At 58.8% G+C, this 16,285-nt stretch carries 11 protein-coding genes and 1 tRNA gene; 3 read left to right on the top strand and 9 right to left on the bottom strand.

The genetic code is table 11. From position 1 onward, the window contains the following. Positions 1 to 35: 35 nt before the first annotated feature. The 3 genes from acs to GH769_RS20520 all read left to right on the top strand — a co-directional run bounded on the left by acs (position 36) and on the right by GH769_RS20520 (position 6,092). Positions 36 to 1,973: an acetate--CoA ligase gene (gene acs, locus GH769_RS20510; RefSeq protein ID WP_014719946.1), complete on the top strand. Its 1,938-nt coding sequence runs from the start codon at positions 36 to 38 to the stop codon at positions 1,971 to 1,973. Positions 1,974 to 2,065: 92 nt separating this feature from the next. Beyond that, positions 2,066 to 3,082, top strand: coding sequence for a class I SAM-dependent rRNA methyltransferase (locus tag GH769_RS20515; protein ID WP_014719947.1), 1,017 nt, complete (start codon positions 2,066 to 2,068; stop codon positions 3,080 to 3,082). Positions 3,083 to 3,170: 88 nt separating this feature from the next. Continuing rightward, positions 3,171 to 6,092, top strand: coding sequence for a DUF748 domain-containing protein (locus tag GH769_RS20520; protein ID WP_032902684.1), 2,922 nt, complete (start codon positions 3,171 to 3,173; stop codon positions 6,090 to 6,092). Between the two features lie 283 nt (positions 6,093 to 6,375). Here GH769_RS20520 and GH769_RS20525 read toward each other — a convergent pair whose 3' ends face one another. From GH769_RS20525 to GH769_RS20565, 9 genes are all read right to left on the bottom strand, one after another. Then, positions 6,376 to 6,996, bottom strand: a complete 621-nt coding sequence (locus tag GH769_RS20525; RefSeq protein ID WP_014719949.1) for a BON domain-containing protein — start codon at positions 6,994 to 6,996, stop codon at positions 6,376 to 6,378. A 294-nt stretch (positions 6,997 to 7,290) separates the two neighbouring features. Beyond that, on the bottom strand, positions 7,291 to 9,396 hold the full coding sequence (pnp, locus tag GH769_RS20530) for a polyribonucleotide nucleotidyltransferase (protein WP_032902685.1): 2,106 nt from the start codon (positions 9,394 to 9,396) through the stop codon (positions 7,291 to 7,293). Positions 9,397 to 9,591: 195 nt separating this feature from the next. After that, complete coding sequence (gene rpsO / locus GH769_RS20535) at positions 9,592 to 9,861, bottom strand: 30S ribosomal protein S15 (RefSeq protein ID WP_003177875.1); 270 nt, start codon at positions 9,859 to 9,861, stop codon at positions 9,592 to 9,594. A 115-nt stretch (positions 9,862 to 9,976) separates the two neighbouring features. Continuing rightward, positions 9,977 to 10,894: a tRNA pseudouridine(55) synthase TruB gene (gene truB / locus GH769_RS20540; RefSeq protein WP_003176136.1), complete on the bottom strand. Its 918-nt coding sequence runs from the start codon at positions 10,892 to 10,894 to the stop codon at positions 9,977 to 9,979. A gap of 3 nt (positions 10,895 to 10,897) precedes the next feature. Then, positions 10,898 to 11,293 carry a 30S ribosome-binding factor RbfA gene (rbfA, locus tag GH769_RS20545; protein WP_003176137.1) on the bottom strand — a complete coding sequence of 132 codons (396 nt, stop codon included), beginning with the start codon at positions 11,291 to 11,293 and terminating at the stop codon, positions 10,898 to 10,900. Positions 11,294 to 11,452: 159 nt separating this feature from the next. Then, the gene (gene infB / locus GH769_RS20550; RefSeq protein ID WP_003194185.1) at positions 11,453 to 13,969 is read right to left on the bottom strand and encodes a translation initiation factor IF-2; all 2,517 of its coding nucleotides are present in this window, start codon (positions 13,967 to 13,969) and stop codon (positions 11,453 to 11,455) included. A 27-nt stretch (positions 13,970 to 13,996) separates the two neighbouring features. After that, positions 13,997 to 15,478, bottom strand: a complete 1,482-nt coding sequence (nusA, locus tag GH769_RS20555; protein WP_003194187.1) for a transcription termination factor NusA — start codon at positions 15,476 to 15,478, stop codon at positions 13,997 to 13,999. 47 nt (positions 15,479 to 15,525) lie between these two features. Then, positions 15,526 to 15,984, bottom strand: a complete 459-nt coding sequence (rimP, locus tag GH769_RS20560) for a ribosome maturation factor RimP (RefSeq protein ID WP_032873230.1) — start codon at positions 15,982 to 15,984, stop codon at positions 15,526 to 15,528. Positions 15,985 to 16,124: 140 nt separating this feature from the next. Beyond that, positions 16,125 to 16,201: transfer RNA gene (locus GH769_RS20565), tRNA-Met, on the bottom strand. Between the last annotated feature and the right edge of the window lie 84 nt (positions 16,202 to 16,285).

Below are 16,285 nucleotides of genomic sequence, written 5' to 3' on the forward strand. Positions count from 1 at the left end.
ATGGCTTGTCGCAAAAACAAGAATAAGGAGCGCTCATGTTCGATATCAGCACCTTTCCCACCGCCGATGCCGTCCGCCGGGCTGCGCAGCTCAGTCAAGAGGACTACCAGCGCCTCTATCGCCAATCCATCGACCAGCCAGACACCTTCTGGGCCGAACAGGCCAAGGGCTTTCTCGACTGGATAAAACCCTGGCACAGCGTCCAGCAGTCAGACATCCACACCGGTGCCGCCCAATGGTTTGCCGGTGGCCAGTTGAACGTCAGCTACAACTGCATCGACCGCCATCTGGCGCAACGCGCCGATCAGCCGGCTTTCATCTGGGAAGGCGATGACCCGTCAACATCCTGCACGATTACTTACCGTCAACTGCACCAAAACGTCAGCCGCCTGGCCAATGTGTTGAAAAGCCGTGGCGTGAACAAAGGTGATCGCGTGTGCATCTATATGCCGATGATCCCCGAGGCGGCGTACGCCATGCTGGCCTGCACGCGAATTGGCGCAGTGCACTCGGTGGTGTTTGGTGGTTTCTCTCCTGACGCCCTGCGCGACCGCATCCTCGACGCCGATTGCCGCACCGTGATCACCGCCGACGAAGGCATACGCGGTGGCAAGCCCGTGGCGCTGAAACAGAACGTCGACAAGGCCCTGGCCAGTTGCCCGAATGTCAGCACGGTACTGGTGGTGGAGCGCACCGGGGCGGGCGTGAATTGGCACGAGGGCCGCGACCTCAAATACCAAGCCGCCCTGGACGCCGCCAGCGACAACTGCCCACCCGAGCCGATGGACGCCGAAGACCCGCTGTTTATCCTGTATACCTCCGGCAGCACCGGCAAACCCAAAGGCGTGTTGCACACCACCGCTGGCTACCTGCTGCAAGCGGCGATGACCTTCAAGTACGTGCTCGATTACCAAGAAGGCGAAGTGTTCTGGTGCACCGCCGACGTGGGCTGGGTCACCGGCCACAGCTATATCGTCTATGGCCCGCTGGCCAATGGCGCCACCTCGCTGATGTTCGAAGGCGTGCCGAGTTATCCGGACAGTTCGCGCTTCTGGCAGGTCATCGATAAACACCAGGTGAATATCTTCTACACAGCGCCCACCGCCCTGCGCGCCCTGATGCGCGAAGGCCACGGCCCGCTGCAGAGTACATCGCGCGCCAGCCTGCGCCTGCTGGGCAGCGTAGGTGAGCCGATCAACCCGGAAGCCTGGGACTGGTATTTCAACGCCGTCGGCGAACAGCGCTGCCCGATTGTTGATACCTGGTGGCAGACCGAAACCGGCGGCATCATGCTCAGCCCGCTGGTCAGCGCCCAGCGCATCAAACCGGGCTGCGCGACACAGCCCATGTTCGGCGTACAACCGGTGTTGCTTGATGAACAAGGCAAGGAAATCAGCGGCGCCGGCAGCGGTGTACTCGCCATCAAATCAAGCTGGCCGGGGCAGATTCGCAGCGTCTACGGCGACCCGCAGCGCATGATCGACACCTACTTCAAGCCCTACCCCGGCTACTACTTCACCGGGGATGGCGCACGGCGCGATGAAGACGGCGACTACTGGATCACCGGGCGGATCGACGATGTGATCAACGTGTCCGGCCATCGCATCGGCACCGCCGAGGTGGAAAGTGCGCTGGTGCTGCATGATCAGGTCGCCGAAGCCGCGGTGGTGGGCTACCCCCACGACGTCAAAGGCCAGGGCATCTACGCCTTTGTCACCCCCATGAATGGCGTCGAACCCAGCGACGCGTTGAAAAAGCACCTGCTGGAGTTGGTCAGCAAGGAGATTGGCAGCTTCGCCAAACCGGAGTTGATCCAATGGGCCCCTGCCCTGCCGAAAACCCGCTCCGGCAAGATCATGCGACGCATCTTGCGCAAGATCGCCTGTAACGAACTGGACAGCCTGGGCGACACCTCGACCCTGGCCGACCCCAGCGTGGTGGACGGTTTGATCGACAAACGCCTCAACCGGTAGGGCCAGGATAATCCCCGGCCTGTGCAGGCCGGGGTTAGCTGTTAAACTTCGCGCCCCCTTTTTCTTATTCATCTGCAAGCAAGGCGCGCTCCATGACTCCCTTGAATCAGGCGCTGCGCGCCGCCCTCGATCACCGCCAAGACCTGATCAACACGCTGCACGCCCAGGGTACGGACTGCTATCGGCTGTTTCACGGCAGCCAGGAAGGCGCCGGCGGCTTGACCATCGACCGCTACGGCCCGCAATTGCTGGTACAAAGCTTCCACCAGTCCCTGGAAACCGCAGACCTGCTGGACCTGCACCAACTGATCAACCAATACATGGGCCTGGAATTGTTGCTGGTGTACAACGACCGTGCCCGCGGCAACTCGCGCATCGACCGCGAAGACACGGTGTACCGCGCCGAGCCTGGCGCATTGGAAGACCTGGTCGGCCACGAGTGGGGCCTCAATTACCGTGTGCGTGGGCGCCACGCCGGGCAAGACCCACTGCTGTTCCTCGACCTGCGCAACACCCGGGGCTGGGTCAAGGACCACAGCGCCGGCAAAAGCGTGCTGAACCTGTTCGCCTACACCTGTGGGGTAGGTTTGAGCGCAGCGGCGGGGGGCGCACGGGAAGTGTGCAACCTGGATTTTGCCGAGGGCAACCTGGCGGTGGGACGTGAAAACGGCCAGCTCAACCCGCAGTTGCCGAGCATGGAATTTGTGCAGTCCGATTACTTCCCGGCGATTCGCCAACTGGCGGGCCTGCCGATCACCCAGCGGCGCGGGCAGAAGCTGCCGAGCTATCCACGCCTGGAGCAACGCCAGTACGACCTGGTACTGCTCGATCCTCCCGCCTGGGCCAAGAGCGCTTTCGGCACCGTCGATTTGTTGCGCGACTATCAAAGCCTGCTCAAACCCGCACTGCTGGCCACCGCCGACAATGGCGTACTGATTTGCTGCAACAACCTGGCAAAAGTCAGCATGGAGGACTGGCGTGAGCAGGTGCTGCGCTGCGCGGAAAAAGCCGGGCGCCCGGTACGCGAGTGGCAAGTGATGACACCTGGGGCCGACTTTCCTTCCAGGGATCAACAGCCCCCGTTGAAGACCCTGATCCTGCATTTGTAGGAAGTTTCCCAGCGCCCACGGTTCTTCGGAACCGAATTCCCGTGCCATACTCCAAGGCACTCTCGTTCGACATAGATGGCGTTCACCCATGCCCAAAGGATTGATCCGCGCCGTAGGCGCCTTGTTGACCGCCCTTGCTTTGTACAGCTTGCTGGGCTTTCTGATATTACCCGGCATCGCCCTTCGCATTGCCAACCAACAGTTGGCCAATTACGCCACGGTGCCGTCGCGAATCGAGCGCATCGAGCTCAACCCCTTCAGCCTGGAACTGACGCTGTGGGGCCTGAAGATCGGTGAGCCAGGCAAAGAGCAAGTAGGTTTCGAACGCCTCTACGCCAACCTGCAGATCGACAGCCTCTGGACCCGCGCCCTGCACCTGGCTGATGTGCAACTGGACAAGCCCAAGACCGAACTGCTGTTCGACAAGTCCGGCCAACTGAACCTGGCGCAGTTGTTCAAACTGCCGCCGAGCGAGCCAACCCCGGCCGATCCTGATGCCAAGCCGTTCCCACTGCGTATCGACAGCATCAAGCTGGCCGGTGGTAACCTGCATTTCCAGGACCTGCGCCCCAGCGAGCCCATCGAATTCCTCTACGACGAACTCGACTTCGAGCTGAAAAACCTTAGCACTTTGCCCGACGACAATGCCGACATGACCCTGGTCGCCGCCGGCCCCGAAGGTGGGCAAATCGACTGGAAAGGCAACTTCAGCCTGGTACCGATCACCTCCGAAGGCACCTTGAAGGTGACCGACGGCAAAATGAAAGCCTGGTGGCCGTATGTACGTGACGCCCTGCCACTGGTGCTGGAAGACGGGGTGCTCAACTTCAGCACTGACTACAAATTCAGCCTGGCCAAAGAAACCGAGCTGAACCTGACCAACACCGCCGCCAGCATCGCCCCCTTTGCTATAAAGGCCCCCGATGGCCGGCCACTGGCACGCCTGGAACGCCTGGACGTCAGCGAAACCACGGTAGACCTGGCCAAGCAGCAGGTCATTATCGGCAAGATCCGCAGCAACAAGCTGGAAACCTGGGCCGCCCGTGAGGCCGATGGTCAATTGGACTGGCAGAAGCTGTTCGCCAGCCAACCGAGCAAACCGGCCAAGGCACCGGAACCAACCACTGCCGACGCGCCGTCGGCGCAACCGGCGGCCCCGAGCAAACCGTGGCAAGTGCTGCTCAAGGATGTGCAACTGCGTAACTATCAGGTGCACCTGGCCGACCGCCAGGCTAAACCTGCGGTCGCGCTGGAACTGGGCCCGTTGAATGTCGACGTACAGAACTTCGACAGCCTCAACCAGAGCCCCTTCGCCTTGAAGGTCGACACCGGCCTGGGCAAGCAAGGCAAGATCCAGGCAACCGGCGAAGTTAACCTCAACCCGGTCAGTGCCAAGCTGAAAGTGAACACCCAGGACATCGACCTGCGGGTCGCCCAGGCCTATATCAGCCCGTTTATTCGCCTGGAATTGCGCAGCGGCATGCTCGGCAGCAACCTGGACGTAAACCTCAAAAGCACCGAGCCACTGGCCCTCCAGGTCACCGGCCGCGCCCAGGTTGACCAGTTGCATACCCTGGACACCCTGAAGACCCGCGACTTCCTCAAGTGGCAGCGCCTGGTGCTAGAGGGCGTGAACTACCAGCACGGCCAAAGCCTGTCGATCGACAAGGTCAACCTGTTGCAGCCGTATGCGCGCTTCATGATCAACGAAGATCGCACCACCAACATCGACGACCTGCTGATTCCGCAGCCGGCCGACAGTGGCAGCAAGTCGGCCGCCAAACCTGCCGCCAGTAACGACAAACCCCTGGGCATTCATATCGGGCAGATCGCGATCAACGACGGTTCGGCCAACTTTGCTGACTTTAGCCTCACGCCCAACTTTGCCACCGCGATTCAACAGCTCAACGGCCAGATTGGCACCATCGACAGTCGCCAGGCCAAACCGGCCAGCGTCGACATCAAGGGCAAGGTGGACCGATACGCACCAGTGACGATCAAAGGCAGCGTGAACCCGTTTGACCCGATGGCCGCGCTGGACATCGCCACCAGCTTCAAGCGTGTCGAGCTGACCAACCTGACACCTTACTCAGGTAAATTCGCAGGCTTCCGCATCCGCAAGGGCCGCCTGAATCTCGATCTGCACTACGTGATCACCAAAGGCCAGTTGAAGGCTGAAAACAAAGTGGTGGTCGAGCAACTGCAGTTGGGTGAAAAAGTCGACAGCTCCGATGCCGTGGACTTACCGATTCGCCTGGCTGTCGCCCTGCTCAAGGACTCCGACGGCAAGATCTCCATCGAACTGCCAGTAAGCGGCGACCTGAACAACCCGCAATTCAGCGTGATGCCGATTGTGTGGCAGACCCTGCGCAACCTCGTGGTACGCGCGGCAACCGCGCCCTTCAAGTTCATTGGCGGGCTGGTCACCGGTGGTGGCTCTGAAGACCTGGGCAATGTGTCGTTCGCCGCAGGCTCCAGTGAGCTGAACAAAGACGCCGAAGGCGCTCTGAACACCCTGGCCAAGGCGCTGAAAGAGCGCCCAGCCCTGCGCCTGGAAATTGAAGGCACCGCCGCTGCCAGCAGCGACGGGCCGTTCCTGGCCGCACAGCGACTGGAGCGTGAATACCAATATAACTACTACAAGATCCTCCAGCGCCGTGGCGACAAGGTCCCGGCCCAAGCCTCCCTGCTTGAAGTGCCAGAGAAGGAAAAAGCACCATTGCTGGAAGGCATCTACCGCACCCGCCTCAAACAGCAACCCCCGGCCGAATGGAAAGACCTGGGCAGCGATGAGCGCTCGGCGAAGCTCAAGGACGGTGTGATCAAGTTCTGGAGTGGCAGTGACGTGCTACTGCGCCAGTTGGGGCAGGACCGAGCCAGCACGATCAAGGATTACCTGGTAGACAAGGGCCAGTTGGAAGATGACCGCGTGTACTTCATCGATGCGCAGCTGGGGCAGGCCGAGAAAGATGGCCGGGTGATCACTCCAATGCACCTGGATGCTGAGTAACTTCTAAGCACCACCCATCCTAATGTGGGAGCTGGCTTGCCTGCGATAGCATCACCTCGGTGCAACTGAATGACCGAGGTGCCAGCATCGCAGGCAAGCCAGCTCCCACATTTTTTGACCTGATCATTCTGTTTCAGCCTGAAATAGAACAGGCCCCGACACAAGTGCCGGGGCCTGTAATGACCACATCCGTGTGGTCGGTCGCATGAACTCCAGAGGTGCGTCAGGTGGATATCTAACTCACCCTAAGCCGCCGCTATTCAGTCCAGACGAAACGTCAACGTTACTCTGCTTTCAGGCCATCGGCCGAGACAGCTTTAACGCCTTTGATCTTCTTGGTGATCGCTACAGCCGTTTCTTTCTGCGAAGCGGTCACAGCGGTAGGCGACGACAGGGATACAACACCTTTGTTGGTTTCAACCTTGATGTCGGTGCCAGGAATGCCTTTTTCAGTGACCAGGTCAGCCTTCACTTTGGTAGTGATCCAGGTATCGCTGGTGGTCTCTTTAGCGTCGTGGGCAGCGCCTTTGGTTTTGTCGATGCCGTCAGCTTTGGTAGCACCGCCAGCCAGCAGGCCGTCAGCAGAAACCGCAGTCACACCTTTGATTTTCTTGGTGATGGCTACAGCAGTAGCTTTCTGCGAATCCGAGACTGCTACGTCGGAGGACAGGGAAACCACACCTTTGTTGGTCTCAACCTTGATGTCCGAACCTGGAATGCCTTTTTCGGTCAGCAGGTCAGCTTTGACTTTAGTGGTGATCCAAGTATCCGAAACGCTTTCCTTAGCCTTGGTCGCTTCACCGGCCGCCAAAGTCATAGGGGCTTGGGAAGTCTGAGCAAAGGCTACGTTAGCACCCATGGCCAGGGTCAGAGCGGTAGCAGTAGCGAGAGCGAACTTCTTCATACGAGTAACTCCTGTTTTATTAAAAGTCTGCAGGCGTAAACCTTCATGCTGCAGCGCTACCAGGGATATTGCAGACAGTGTGCCAACTCGCTGAACAGATTAAATCCCTTATTAAACAATGACTTATGAAAAGCATAAATTTTCGAAATCGTGCAACTTGCATGAAGCTCATCGTGCCTGCATGCAAGTTGCGGCTTTTGGGCGGCGCTAAACAGCTGATTCTGCTTCATTTTCTCGCGCCCATAAAAAAAGGACTCCGAGGAGTCCTTTTTTCAGCGTGAAGCCTGCGGGTGATTAAACGCCCGAAGCCTTGGCTGCTGCTACGTCCTTGATGGACAGCTTGATACGGCCGCGGTTGTCCACGTCCAGTACCAGCACTTCCACTTCCTGGCCTTCTTTCAGAATGTCGGTCACTTTCTCAACGCGAGCATCGCTCAGCATGGAGATGTGAACCAGACCGTCTTTGCCCGGGAGGATGTTGACGAACGCGCCGAAGTCGACGATGCGCTCAACCTTGCCGACGTAGATCTTGCCGATCTCGGCCTCAGCAGTGATACCCAGTACGCGCTGGCGTGCTGCTTCAGCCGCTTCCTTGGTTTCGCCGAAGATCTTGATCGAACCGTCGTCTTCGATGTCGATCGAAGCCTTGGTCTCTTCACAGATCGCACGGATGGTCGCGCCGCCTTTACCGATAACATCACGGATTTTGTCGGTGTCGATTTTCATCGCGATCATGGTCGGAGCATTTTCCGACAGCTCGGTGCGGGACTGACCAATGATCTGGTTCATCTGGCCGAGGATGTTCAGGCGCGCTTCCAGGGCTTGGCCCAGGGCGATTTCCATGATCTCTTCGGTGATGCCCTTGATCTTGATGTCCATCTGCAGCGCGGTCACACCTTTGGCGGTACCGGCTACTTTGAAGTCCATGTCGCCCAGGTGGTCTTCGTCACCCAGGATGTCGGTCAGGATGGCGAACTTCTCGCCTTCTTTAACCAGGCCCATGGCGATACCGGCAACCGGTGCCTTCATTGGCACACCGGCGTCCATCAGCGCCAGGGAAGCACCGCAGACCGAAGCCATGGAGCTGGAACCGTTGGACTCGGTGATTTCCGATACAACACGGATGGTGTACGGGAACACGTCAGCGGCAGGCAGCATGGCCTGAACCGAACGACGAGCCAGACGGCCGTGACCGATTTCACGACGACCCGCGCCGCCCATACGACCACACTCGCCCACCGAGAACGGAGGGAAGTTGTAGTGCAGCATGAAGGGGTCTTTTTTCTCGCCTTCCAGGGTGTCCAGCAGTTGTGCGTCGCGGGCAGTACCCAGGGTCGCAACGACCAGGGCCTGGGTTTCGCCACGGGTGAACAGCGCCGAACCGTGAGTCTTCGGCAGTACGCCGACTTCGATGTTCAGCGGACGCACGGTGCGGGTGTCGCGACCGTCGATACGTGGCTTGCCGTTAACGATGTTTTCGCGAACGGTGCGGTATTCGATCTCACCGAAAGCAGCTTTGACTTCGCTGGAGGAAGGCTGGCCTTCTTCGCCGGACAGCTTGGCGACGACCTGGTCCTTCAGCTCACCCAGGCGAGCGTAGCGGTCGGCCTTGACGGTGATGGTGTAGGCGTCGGAGATGGCAGCGCCGAATTCGGAGCGGATAGCGCCCAGCAGTTCGGTGGCTTCCGGGGCAGCAGCCCAGGTCCAGGTCGGCTTGGCAGCTTCGGCAGTCAGTTCTTTAACCGCGTTGATCACAACCTGGAACTCGTCGTGAGCAAACAGTACGGCACCCAGCATCTGGTCTTCGGTCAGCTCTTTGGCTTCCGATTCAACCATCAATACGGCTTCGGACGTACCGGCAACGACCATGTCCAGGCTCGAGGCTTTCTGTTGCTCGTAAGTCGGGTTCAGCAGGTAGCCGGTGCTTTCGTGGAACGCAACGCGGGCAGCGCCGATCGGGCCATCGAAAGGAATACCGGAGATGGCCAGGGCAGCCGAGGTACCGATCATCGCAGCGATGTCCGGATCGGTCTTCTTGCTGGTGGAAACGACGGTGCAGACAACCTGCACTTCGTTCATGAAGCCTTCTGGGAACAGCGGACGGATCGGACGGTCGATCAGTCGGGAAGTCAGGGTTTCTTTCTCGGAAGGACGGCCTTCGCGCTTGAAGAAACCGCCAGGGATCTTACCGGCAGCGTAAGTCTTTTCCTGGTAGTGAACGGACAGAGGGAAGAAGCCCTTGCTCGGGTCAGCGGTCTTGGCGCCAACAACGGTCACCAATACGGTCACGTCGTCGTCAACGGTAACCAGCACTGCGCCGGAGGCTTGACGGGCGATACGGCCTGTCTCGAGGGTAACGGTCGACTGACCGAACTGGAATTTTTTGATAACCGGGTTCACGGTGTCCTACCTTCTTTGTGGCTCTTGGGGGAACTTGTCTTCTTGCGAAATTCTTGGGCAATGCCGGGAATCGGCCCGACGCTCGTCCAGGGTAAAACGTGTATCCAGATAAAACTTGAGGCTGGGAGCCTACCACGGGCCAACGGGAATCCCGATGACACGCGGCAGACAACCAACCTCTAGCGCAATCGCTTATTAGCGACGCAGACCCAGGCGACCGATCAGAGTCTGATAACGACCCAGATCCTTGCCTTTCAGGTAGTCCAGCAGCTTACGGCGCTGGTTTACCATGCGGATCAGACCACGACGGGAGTGGTGGTCTTTACCGTTGGCCTTGAAGTGACCTTGCAGTTTGTTGATGTTGTGGGTCAGCAGTGCAACTTGCACTTCTGGCGAACCAGTGTCACCAACAGCTTGCTGATAGTCAGCTACGATTTGTGCTTTTTCTTGAACGTCGAGAGCCATGAGGCAATCCTTTTTTCAGGAAACCACCCAAAGGGCAGTCTCAACAGGCCAGGGACAAATCCCTGTATCTAAAAATGAGTGTTGACCATGCCTGTTAACAGCCACACTCGTTCGGTCATTCTGACCGAATCAGCCGACGCGGCGCGATGCGCCCGTCTTCGCTCACTTCACCGATACCGATAAAGCGACCGTTATGATCCTGTACTCGCACCATGCCGAACTTCGGGGCATCCGGGGCGCGTACCGGCTGGCCGTTGAGCCAGTAGAACGCGCTGTGCTCCGAAAAGTGCAGCAATGGCCAATCGAGCAAACCGCTGTCCGATGGCATAAGGAAGCGATCAACCGCTTCGTTGCCGCCTTCGGCGTGCACTGCCTCAAGCTCTTCCAGCGTGACCGTCTGGGCCAAGGTGAAAGGTCCGGCTTGTGTACGTCGCAGTTCGGCAACGTATGCGCCACAGCCAAGTTGCTCACCAATATCCTCCACCAGGGTACGGATATAGGTGCCTTTGCTGCAGTCCACGGCCAAACGGGCAGTGTCGCCTTCACAAGCGAGCAATTCCAAGCGCGCAATAGTAACAGAACGCGGTTCGCGCTCCACTACTTCGCCCGCACGTGCCAGCTTGTAAAGTGGCTGGCCATCGCGCTTGAGTGCCGAGTACATCGGCGGTATCTGACTGATTTGCCCACGAAAAGCGGGTAAGGCAGCTTCGATATCCGCACGACCAACGGTCACGTCGCGAACCTGCAAAACATCACCTTCGGCATCCGCCGTGGTGGTGGTCTTGCCCAGTTGCATCAGGGTTTCATAACCCTTGTCGGAATCAAGCAGGTATTGCGAAAACTTGGTGGCCTCGCCAAAGCACAACGGCAATACACCGGTGGCCAATGGATCAAGGCTGCCGGTATGCCCGGCCTTCTCGGCGTTGAGCAGCCAGCGAACCTTCTGCAACGCGGCATTGGAGGTAAAGCCAATGGGTTTGTCGAGCAGAATGATGCCACTGACGTTGCGACGGATACGTTTGACCTGAGCCACCGCTTACTCCTTGGCGTCTTCAGGTGTGGACGGATGCTGGCTGTCTTCAGCCACGGCGCGTTCGATCAGGGCCGACAGGTGCGCGCCACGCACGACGCTTTCGTCGTAGTGGAAGTGCAACTGCGGAACGCTGCGCAGCTTCATTTCACGGGCCAACTGCATCCGCAGGAAACCTGCGGCGGAGTTGAGCACCTTGATGCTTTGCGCGATTTCTTCGCTGTTGTCCTGCCCCATCACGGTGATGAAGATCTTGGCGTGACCCACGTCACGGCTCACTTCAACAGCGGTAATGGTGACTAGGCCAACGCGTGGGTCTTTGACTTCGCGGCGGATCAGTTGGGCCAGCTCACGCTGCATCTGATCGCCGATACGCTGGGTACGGCTGTATTCTTTTGCCATGTCTTGTTACCTGTTACTGCCACACGGTGAAACCCGTGGGGTCTGAAAGCGGCAAACGCCCGGCCTGACAAAAGCCAGACCGGGCGTTGCGTTTAGAGTCCTGACGCTACACGGGGCATCTGCATGCCCACACGCTGCGCGGCTCCTGAAGTGCGCGAGTTAGAGGCTGCGAGCAACCTGAACCTTCTCGAAGACTTCGATCTTGTCGCCAACCTTGACGTCGTTGTAGCTCTTGACGCCGATACCGCATTCCATGCCGGCACGTACTTCGGCAGCGTCATCCTTGAAGCGGCGCAGGGATTCCAGCTCGCCTTCGAAGATAACGATGTCTTCACGCAGTACACGGATTGGACGGTTACGGTACACAGTGCCTTCAACCACCATACAGCCGGCGATCGCGCCGAATTTCGGCGAGCGGAACACGTCACGCACCTCGGCGATACCCAGGATGTTCTCCCGGACGTCACTGCCAAGCATGCCGGTAAGGGCCTTCTTGACGTCTTCGATGATGTCGTAGATGACGTTGTAGTAACGCATGTCCAGGCCTTCCTGCTCGACGATCTTGCGAGCGCCAGCATCGGCACGCACGTTGAAGCCGAACAGTACAGCGTTGGAAGCCAGTGCCAGGTTGGCGTCGGATTCGGTGATACCACCGACACCGCCACCGACAACGCGCACTTGCACTTCGTCGTTACCCAGGCCGTTCAAGGCGCCGTTCAACGCTTCGAGGGAACCGCGGACGTCGGATTTGAGGACGATGTTAAGCGTCTTCTTCTCTTCCTGGCCCATGTTCTCGAAGATGTTTTCCAGCTTGCCGGCGTGAGCACGGGCCAGCTTGACCTCGCGGAACTTGCCTTGACGGAACAGAGCCACTTCACGGGCTTTCTTCTCATCAGCCACTACGCTCATCTCGTCGCCAGCGTCCGGCGTACCGTCCAGGCCGAGAATCTCGACTGGGATAGCAGGACCTGCTTCCTTGATTGGCTTGCCGTTCTCGTCGAGCATGGCACGTACACGGCCGTAGTTCGAACCGACCAGTACCATGTCGCCTTGGCGCAGGGTACCGTCTTGGACCAGCACGGTGGCAACCGGGCCACGGCCCTTGTCGAGACGGGACTCCACCACGACGCCACGGCCAGGAGCCGATGGAGTAGCGGTCAGTTCCAGGACTTCGGCTTGCAACAGGACCGCTTCGAGCAGTTCGTCAACGCCGGTACCCATTTTCGCCGAGACCGATACGAATGGCGTCTCGCCACCCCATTCCTCGGACGTCACGCCGTGAACCGACAGTTCGCTACGGATGCGATCGAGATCGGCGCCCGGCTTGTCGATTTTGTTCACGGCAACGACCAGAGGAACACCGGCAGCCTTGGCGTGCTGGACAGCTTCAATGGTCTGCGGCATTACGCCGTCGTCCGCTGCAACCACCAGGATCACGATGTCGGTCGCCTTGGCACCACGGGCACGCATTGCGGTAAACGCGGCGTGACCTGGGGTGTCGAGGAAGGTGACCATGCCGCGTTCGGTTTCAACGTGGTATGCACCGATGTGCTGGGTAATACCACCGGCTTCGCCTGCGGCAACCTTGGCACGACGGATGTAGTCGAGCAGGGAAGTCTTACCGTGGTCAACGTGGCCCATTACGGTCACGACCGGCGCACGGGAAACCGCTTCACCTTCAAACTTCAGGGACTCAGCCAGGGAATCTTCCAGGGCGGTGTCGCTGACCAGGGTCACCTTGTGGCCCAGCTCTTCAGCAACCAACTGGGCAGTTTCCTGGTCCAGTACCTGGTTGATGGTGGCCGGAGTGCCCAGCTTGAACATGAACTTGATGATTTCAGCAGCCTTGACCGACATCTGCTGGGCCAGATCGCCCACAGTGATGGTCTCGCCGATCTTCACTTCACGCACGACAGGGCCGGTTGGGCTCTGGAAACCGTGGGCGTTGCGCTTCTTCAGCTTGGCCTTGCCGCGACCACCACGACGGAAGCCATCGCTTTCTTCGTCGGTGGTACGTGGGGCAACGCGTGGCGCAGGCGCTTTCTCTTTGACCGAGGCGCGGTGCGGAGCGTTTTTACGCTCGCCATCGCCACCACCACCGCGACGATTGTTGTCGTCAGCACGTGGTTTGTCCGGACGACGAGGCTCGTCGCGCTTGCGGGCGTCTGCTGCAGGAGCAGGTGCGGCGGCAGCCGGGGCAGCCTCACGCACAGCTTCAACAGGGGCGGCGACCGCGTCAGTGGCAGCAGGTTGCGCAGCAGCAGGCTGGCGACGCGCTTCTTCTTCGGCGCGACGCTTGGCTTCTTCTTCAGCCTTCTGACGTGCAGCATTTTCTACTGCGCGACGTTCTTCCAGCTCGCGTTTGCGCTCGGCTTCGATTTCTTCCGGGCTGCGCTGTACGAAGACTTTCTTCTTGCGTACTTCAACGCTGATGCTCTTGCTACCTGCAACCCGCAGGGTGCTGGTGGTTTTGCGCTGCAATGTAATCTTGCGCGGTTCTTCCACTTTCGCCTTGTGGCTGCTCTTCAAGTGAGTCAGCAAAGACTGCTTCTCACTATCGCTCACACCTTCATCGGCGGCGGTGTGCGGCAGACCTGCCTCACGCATCTGCTGCAACAGGCGCTCTACCGGTGTTTTGACCTCATCGGCCAGTTGTTTCACCGTGACTTGCGTCATGCACTTCTCTCCTCAGGCCGCGCCTAATTACTCGAACCAATGGGCTCGGGCGGCCATGATCAACTTGCCGGCACGATCTTCGTCAATGCCGTCGATGTCGAGCAGATCGTCAATAGACTGCTCGGCCAGGTCTTCGCGGGTAATTACGCCGCGCACCGCCAGTTCCATCGCCAAATCCTTGTCCATACCCTCAAGCGAGAGCAGGTCTTCGGCCGGATGGGCGTCTGCCAGCTTTTCCTCAGTAGCGATGGCTTTAGTCAACAAACGATCCTTGGCCCGAGCGCGGAGCTCGTTGACGATATCCTCGTCAAAGCCGTCGATGTTGAGCATTTCTTCCAACGGTACGTAGGCAATCTCTTCCAGGCTGGTGAAGCCTTCATCTACCAGCACCTGTGCCAGTTCTTCATCGACTTCCAACTCTTCGATGAAGTTGCGCAGGATGTCACCGGTTTCAGCTTGCTGCTTAGCCTGGATGTCCGATTCGGTCATCACGTTCAGGGTCCAGCCGGTCAGTTGGCTGGCCAGACGCACGTTCTGACCACCACGACCAATGGCCTGAGCCAGATTGTCTGCGCCAACGGCGATGTCCATTGCGTGGGCATCTTCGTCAACGATAATTGCCGCCACTTCAGCTGGCGACATGGCGTTGATCACGAACTGCGCCGGGTTATCGTCCCACAGGACGATGTCCACACGCTCACCGCCCAATTCTCCCGACACTGCCTGGACGCGCGAACCGCGCATACCGATGCAAGCGCCTTGCGGGTCGATGCGTTTGTCCTTGGAGCGGACCGCGATCTTGGCACGCGAACCCGGGTCACGGGACGCAGCCATCACTTCGATCAGGCCTTCGGCGATTTCCGGCACTTCGATACGGAACAGCTCGATCAGCATTTCCGGCGCGGTACGCGACAGGATCAACTGCGGGCCGCGGTTCTCGGTGCGGATTTCCTTGAGCAGCGCACGCAGACGCACGCCGACACGGAAGGTTTCGCGAGAGATGATGTCTTCGCGGGCCAGCAACGCTTCGGCGTTGTTGCCCAGGTCGACGATCACGTTGTCGCGGGTAACTTTTTTCACGGTGCCAGAGATGATTTCACCCAGGCGTTCGCGATAGGCGTCAACGACTTGAGCGCGCTCGGCTTCGCGAACCTTCTGCACAATGACCTGCTTGGCGGTCTGTGCAGCAATACGGCCGAATTCGATCGACTCGATCTTTTCTTCGACAACATCGCCAACCTGAGCGCCCGGATGCGTTTGCGCAACCTTGCTTGGCCAGGTTTCGATGGCCGGATCATCAAGATCGTCCTCTTCGACCACCGTCCAGCGACGGAAAGTCTCATAGGCACCGGTGTGGCGGTTGATTTCCACACGCAGATCTACTTCGTCTTCAAAACGTTTCTTGGTAGCAGTGGCCAGGGCCAGCTCCAACGCTTCAAAAATCACGCTTGCCGGTACACCCTTTTCATTGGATACCGACTCAACAACCAGCAGTACTTCTTTGCTCATCGTACGCCTCGCCTTTCGCAAGCCATTGGATCCGCGGGATCCGCGTCTCAGTCAAAACTGGGAATAATGTTGGCCTTGTCGATCATATCGATCGGCAACAGGAACTCGTGGTCTTCTACCTGCACCACGACATCCTGCTCTTCTACACCGCGCAGAAGGCCCTGAAAGTTGCGTCGCCCTTCAAAGGGGGAGCGCAGCTTGATCTTCACTTGTTCACCGGCATATTTAGCAAACTGCTCGATAGTGAACAGTGGGCGTTCCATGCCTGGCGAGGAAACTTCAAGGGTGTATTCAACGGAGATTGGATCTTCAACATCCAGCACACCGCTGATCTGACGGCTGACAATGGCACAATCGTCCACCAGCACACCGCCCTCTTTATCGATATAAACGCGCAACATTGAGTGGCGACCTTGAGCCGAAAACTCAATACCCCAGCATTCATAGCCTAGGGCCACGACCACCGGGGCCAACAAGGCCTGCAACTCTTCTAGCTTGCTCGACACCTGAACCCCCTCGTGCATGTATGTGCATGCTGTGCAAAATAAAAAAATGGGCGAAACGCCCATCCTTGAAACGCCGTCGAACAGCGGCGTTGAAAGTGTCCAGCTAACAAAAAGCCCCTTAAAAGGGGCTCCGCTAAAACTGGTTGCGGGGGCCGGATTTGAACCGACGACCTTCGGGTTATGAGCCCGACGAGCTACCAGACTGCTCCACCCCGCGACAAAGCTGGGGCGGAAGTATACGACCGATCCCTTACAGGGTCAATGTAACCTTCCACCTACAAGAAAGCCCGCAACAGCGGGC

The organism is Pseudomonas sp. CFSAN084952 (genome assembly GCF_009648855.1).
In the GTDB taxonomy this organism is placed as follows: domain Bacteria; phylum Pseudomonadota; class Gammaproteobacteria; order Pseudomonadales; family Pseudomonadaceae; genus Aquipseudomonas; species Aquipseudomonas paracarnis.

Bases quoted from the DNA above. Each gene is read 5' to 3' on its own strand.
- GH769_RS20515 (WP_014719947.1), top strand. From the start codon at position 2,066: ATGACTCCCTTGAATCAGGCGCTGCGCGCCGCCCTCGATCACCGCCAA.
- nusA (WP_003194187.1), bottom strand. From the start codon at position 15,478: ATGAGCAAAGAAGTACTGCTGGTTGTTGAGTCGGTATCCAATGAAAAG.
- rpsO (WP_003177875.1), bottom strand. From the start codon at position 9,861: ATGGCTCTCGACGTTCAAGAAAAAGCACAAATCGTAGCTGACTATCAG.
- rbfA (WP_003176137.1), bottom strand. From the start codon at position 11,293: ATGGCAAAAGAATACAGCCGTACCCAGCGTATCGGCGATCAGATGCAG.
- GH769_RS20525 (WP_014719949.1), bottom strand. From the start codon at position 6,996: ATGAAGAAGTTCGCTCTCGCTACTGCTACCGCTCTGACCCTGGCCATG.
- infB (WP_003194185.1), bottom strand. From the start codon at position 13,969: ATGACGCAAGTCACGGTGAAACAACTGGCCGATGAGGTCAAAACACCG.
- GH769_RS20520 (WP_032902684.1), top strand. From the start codon at position 3,171: ATGCCCAAAGGATTGATCCGCGCCGTAGGCGCCTTGTTGACCGCCCTT.
- acs (WP_014719946.1), top strand. From the start codon at position 36: ATGTTCGATATCAGCACCTTTCCCACCGCCGATGCCGTCCGCCGGGCT.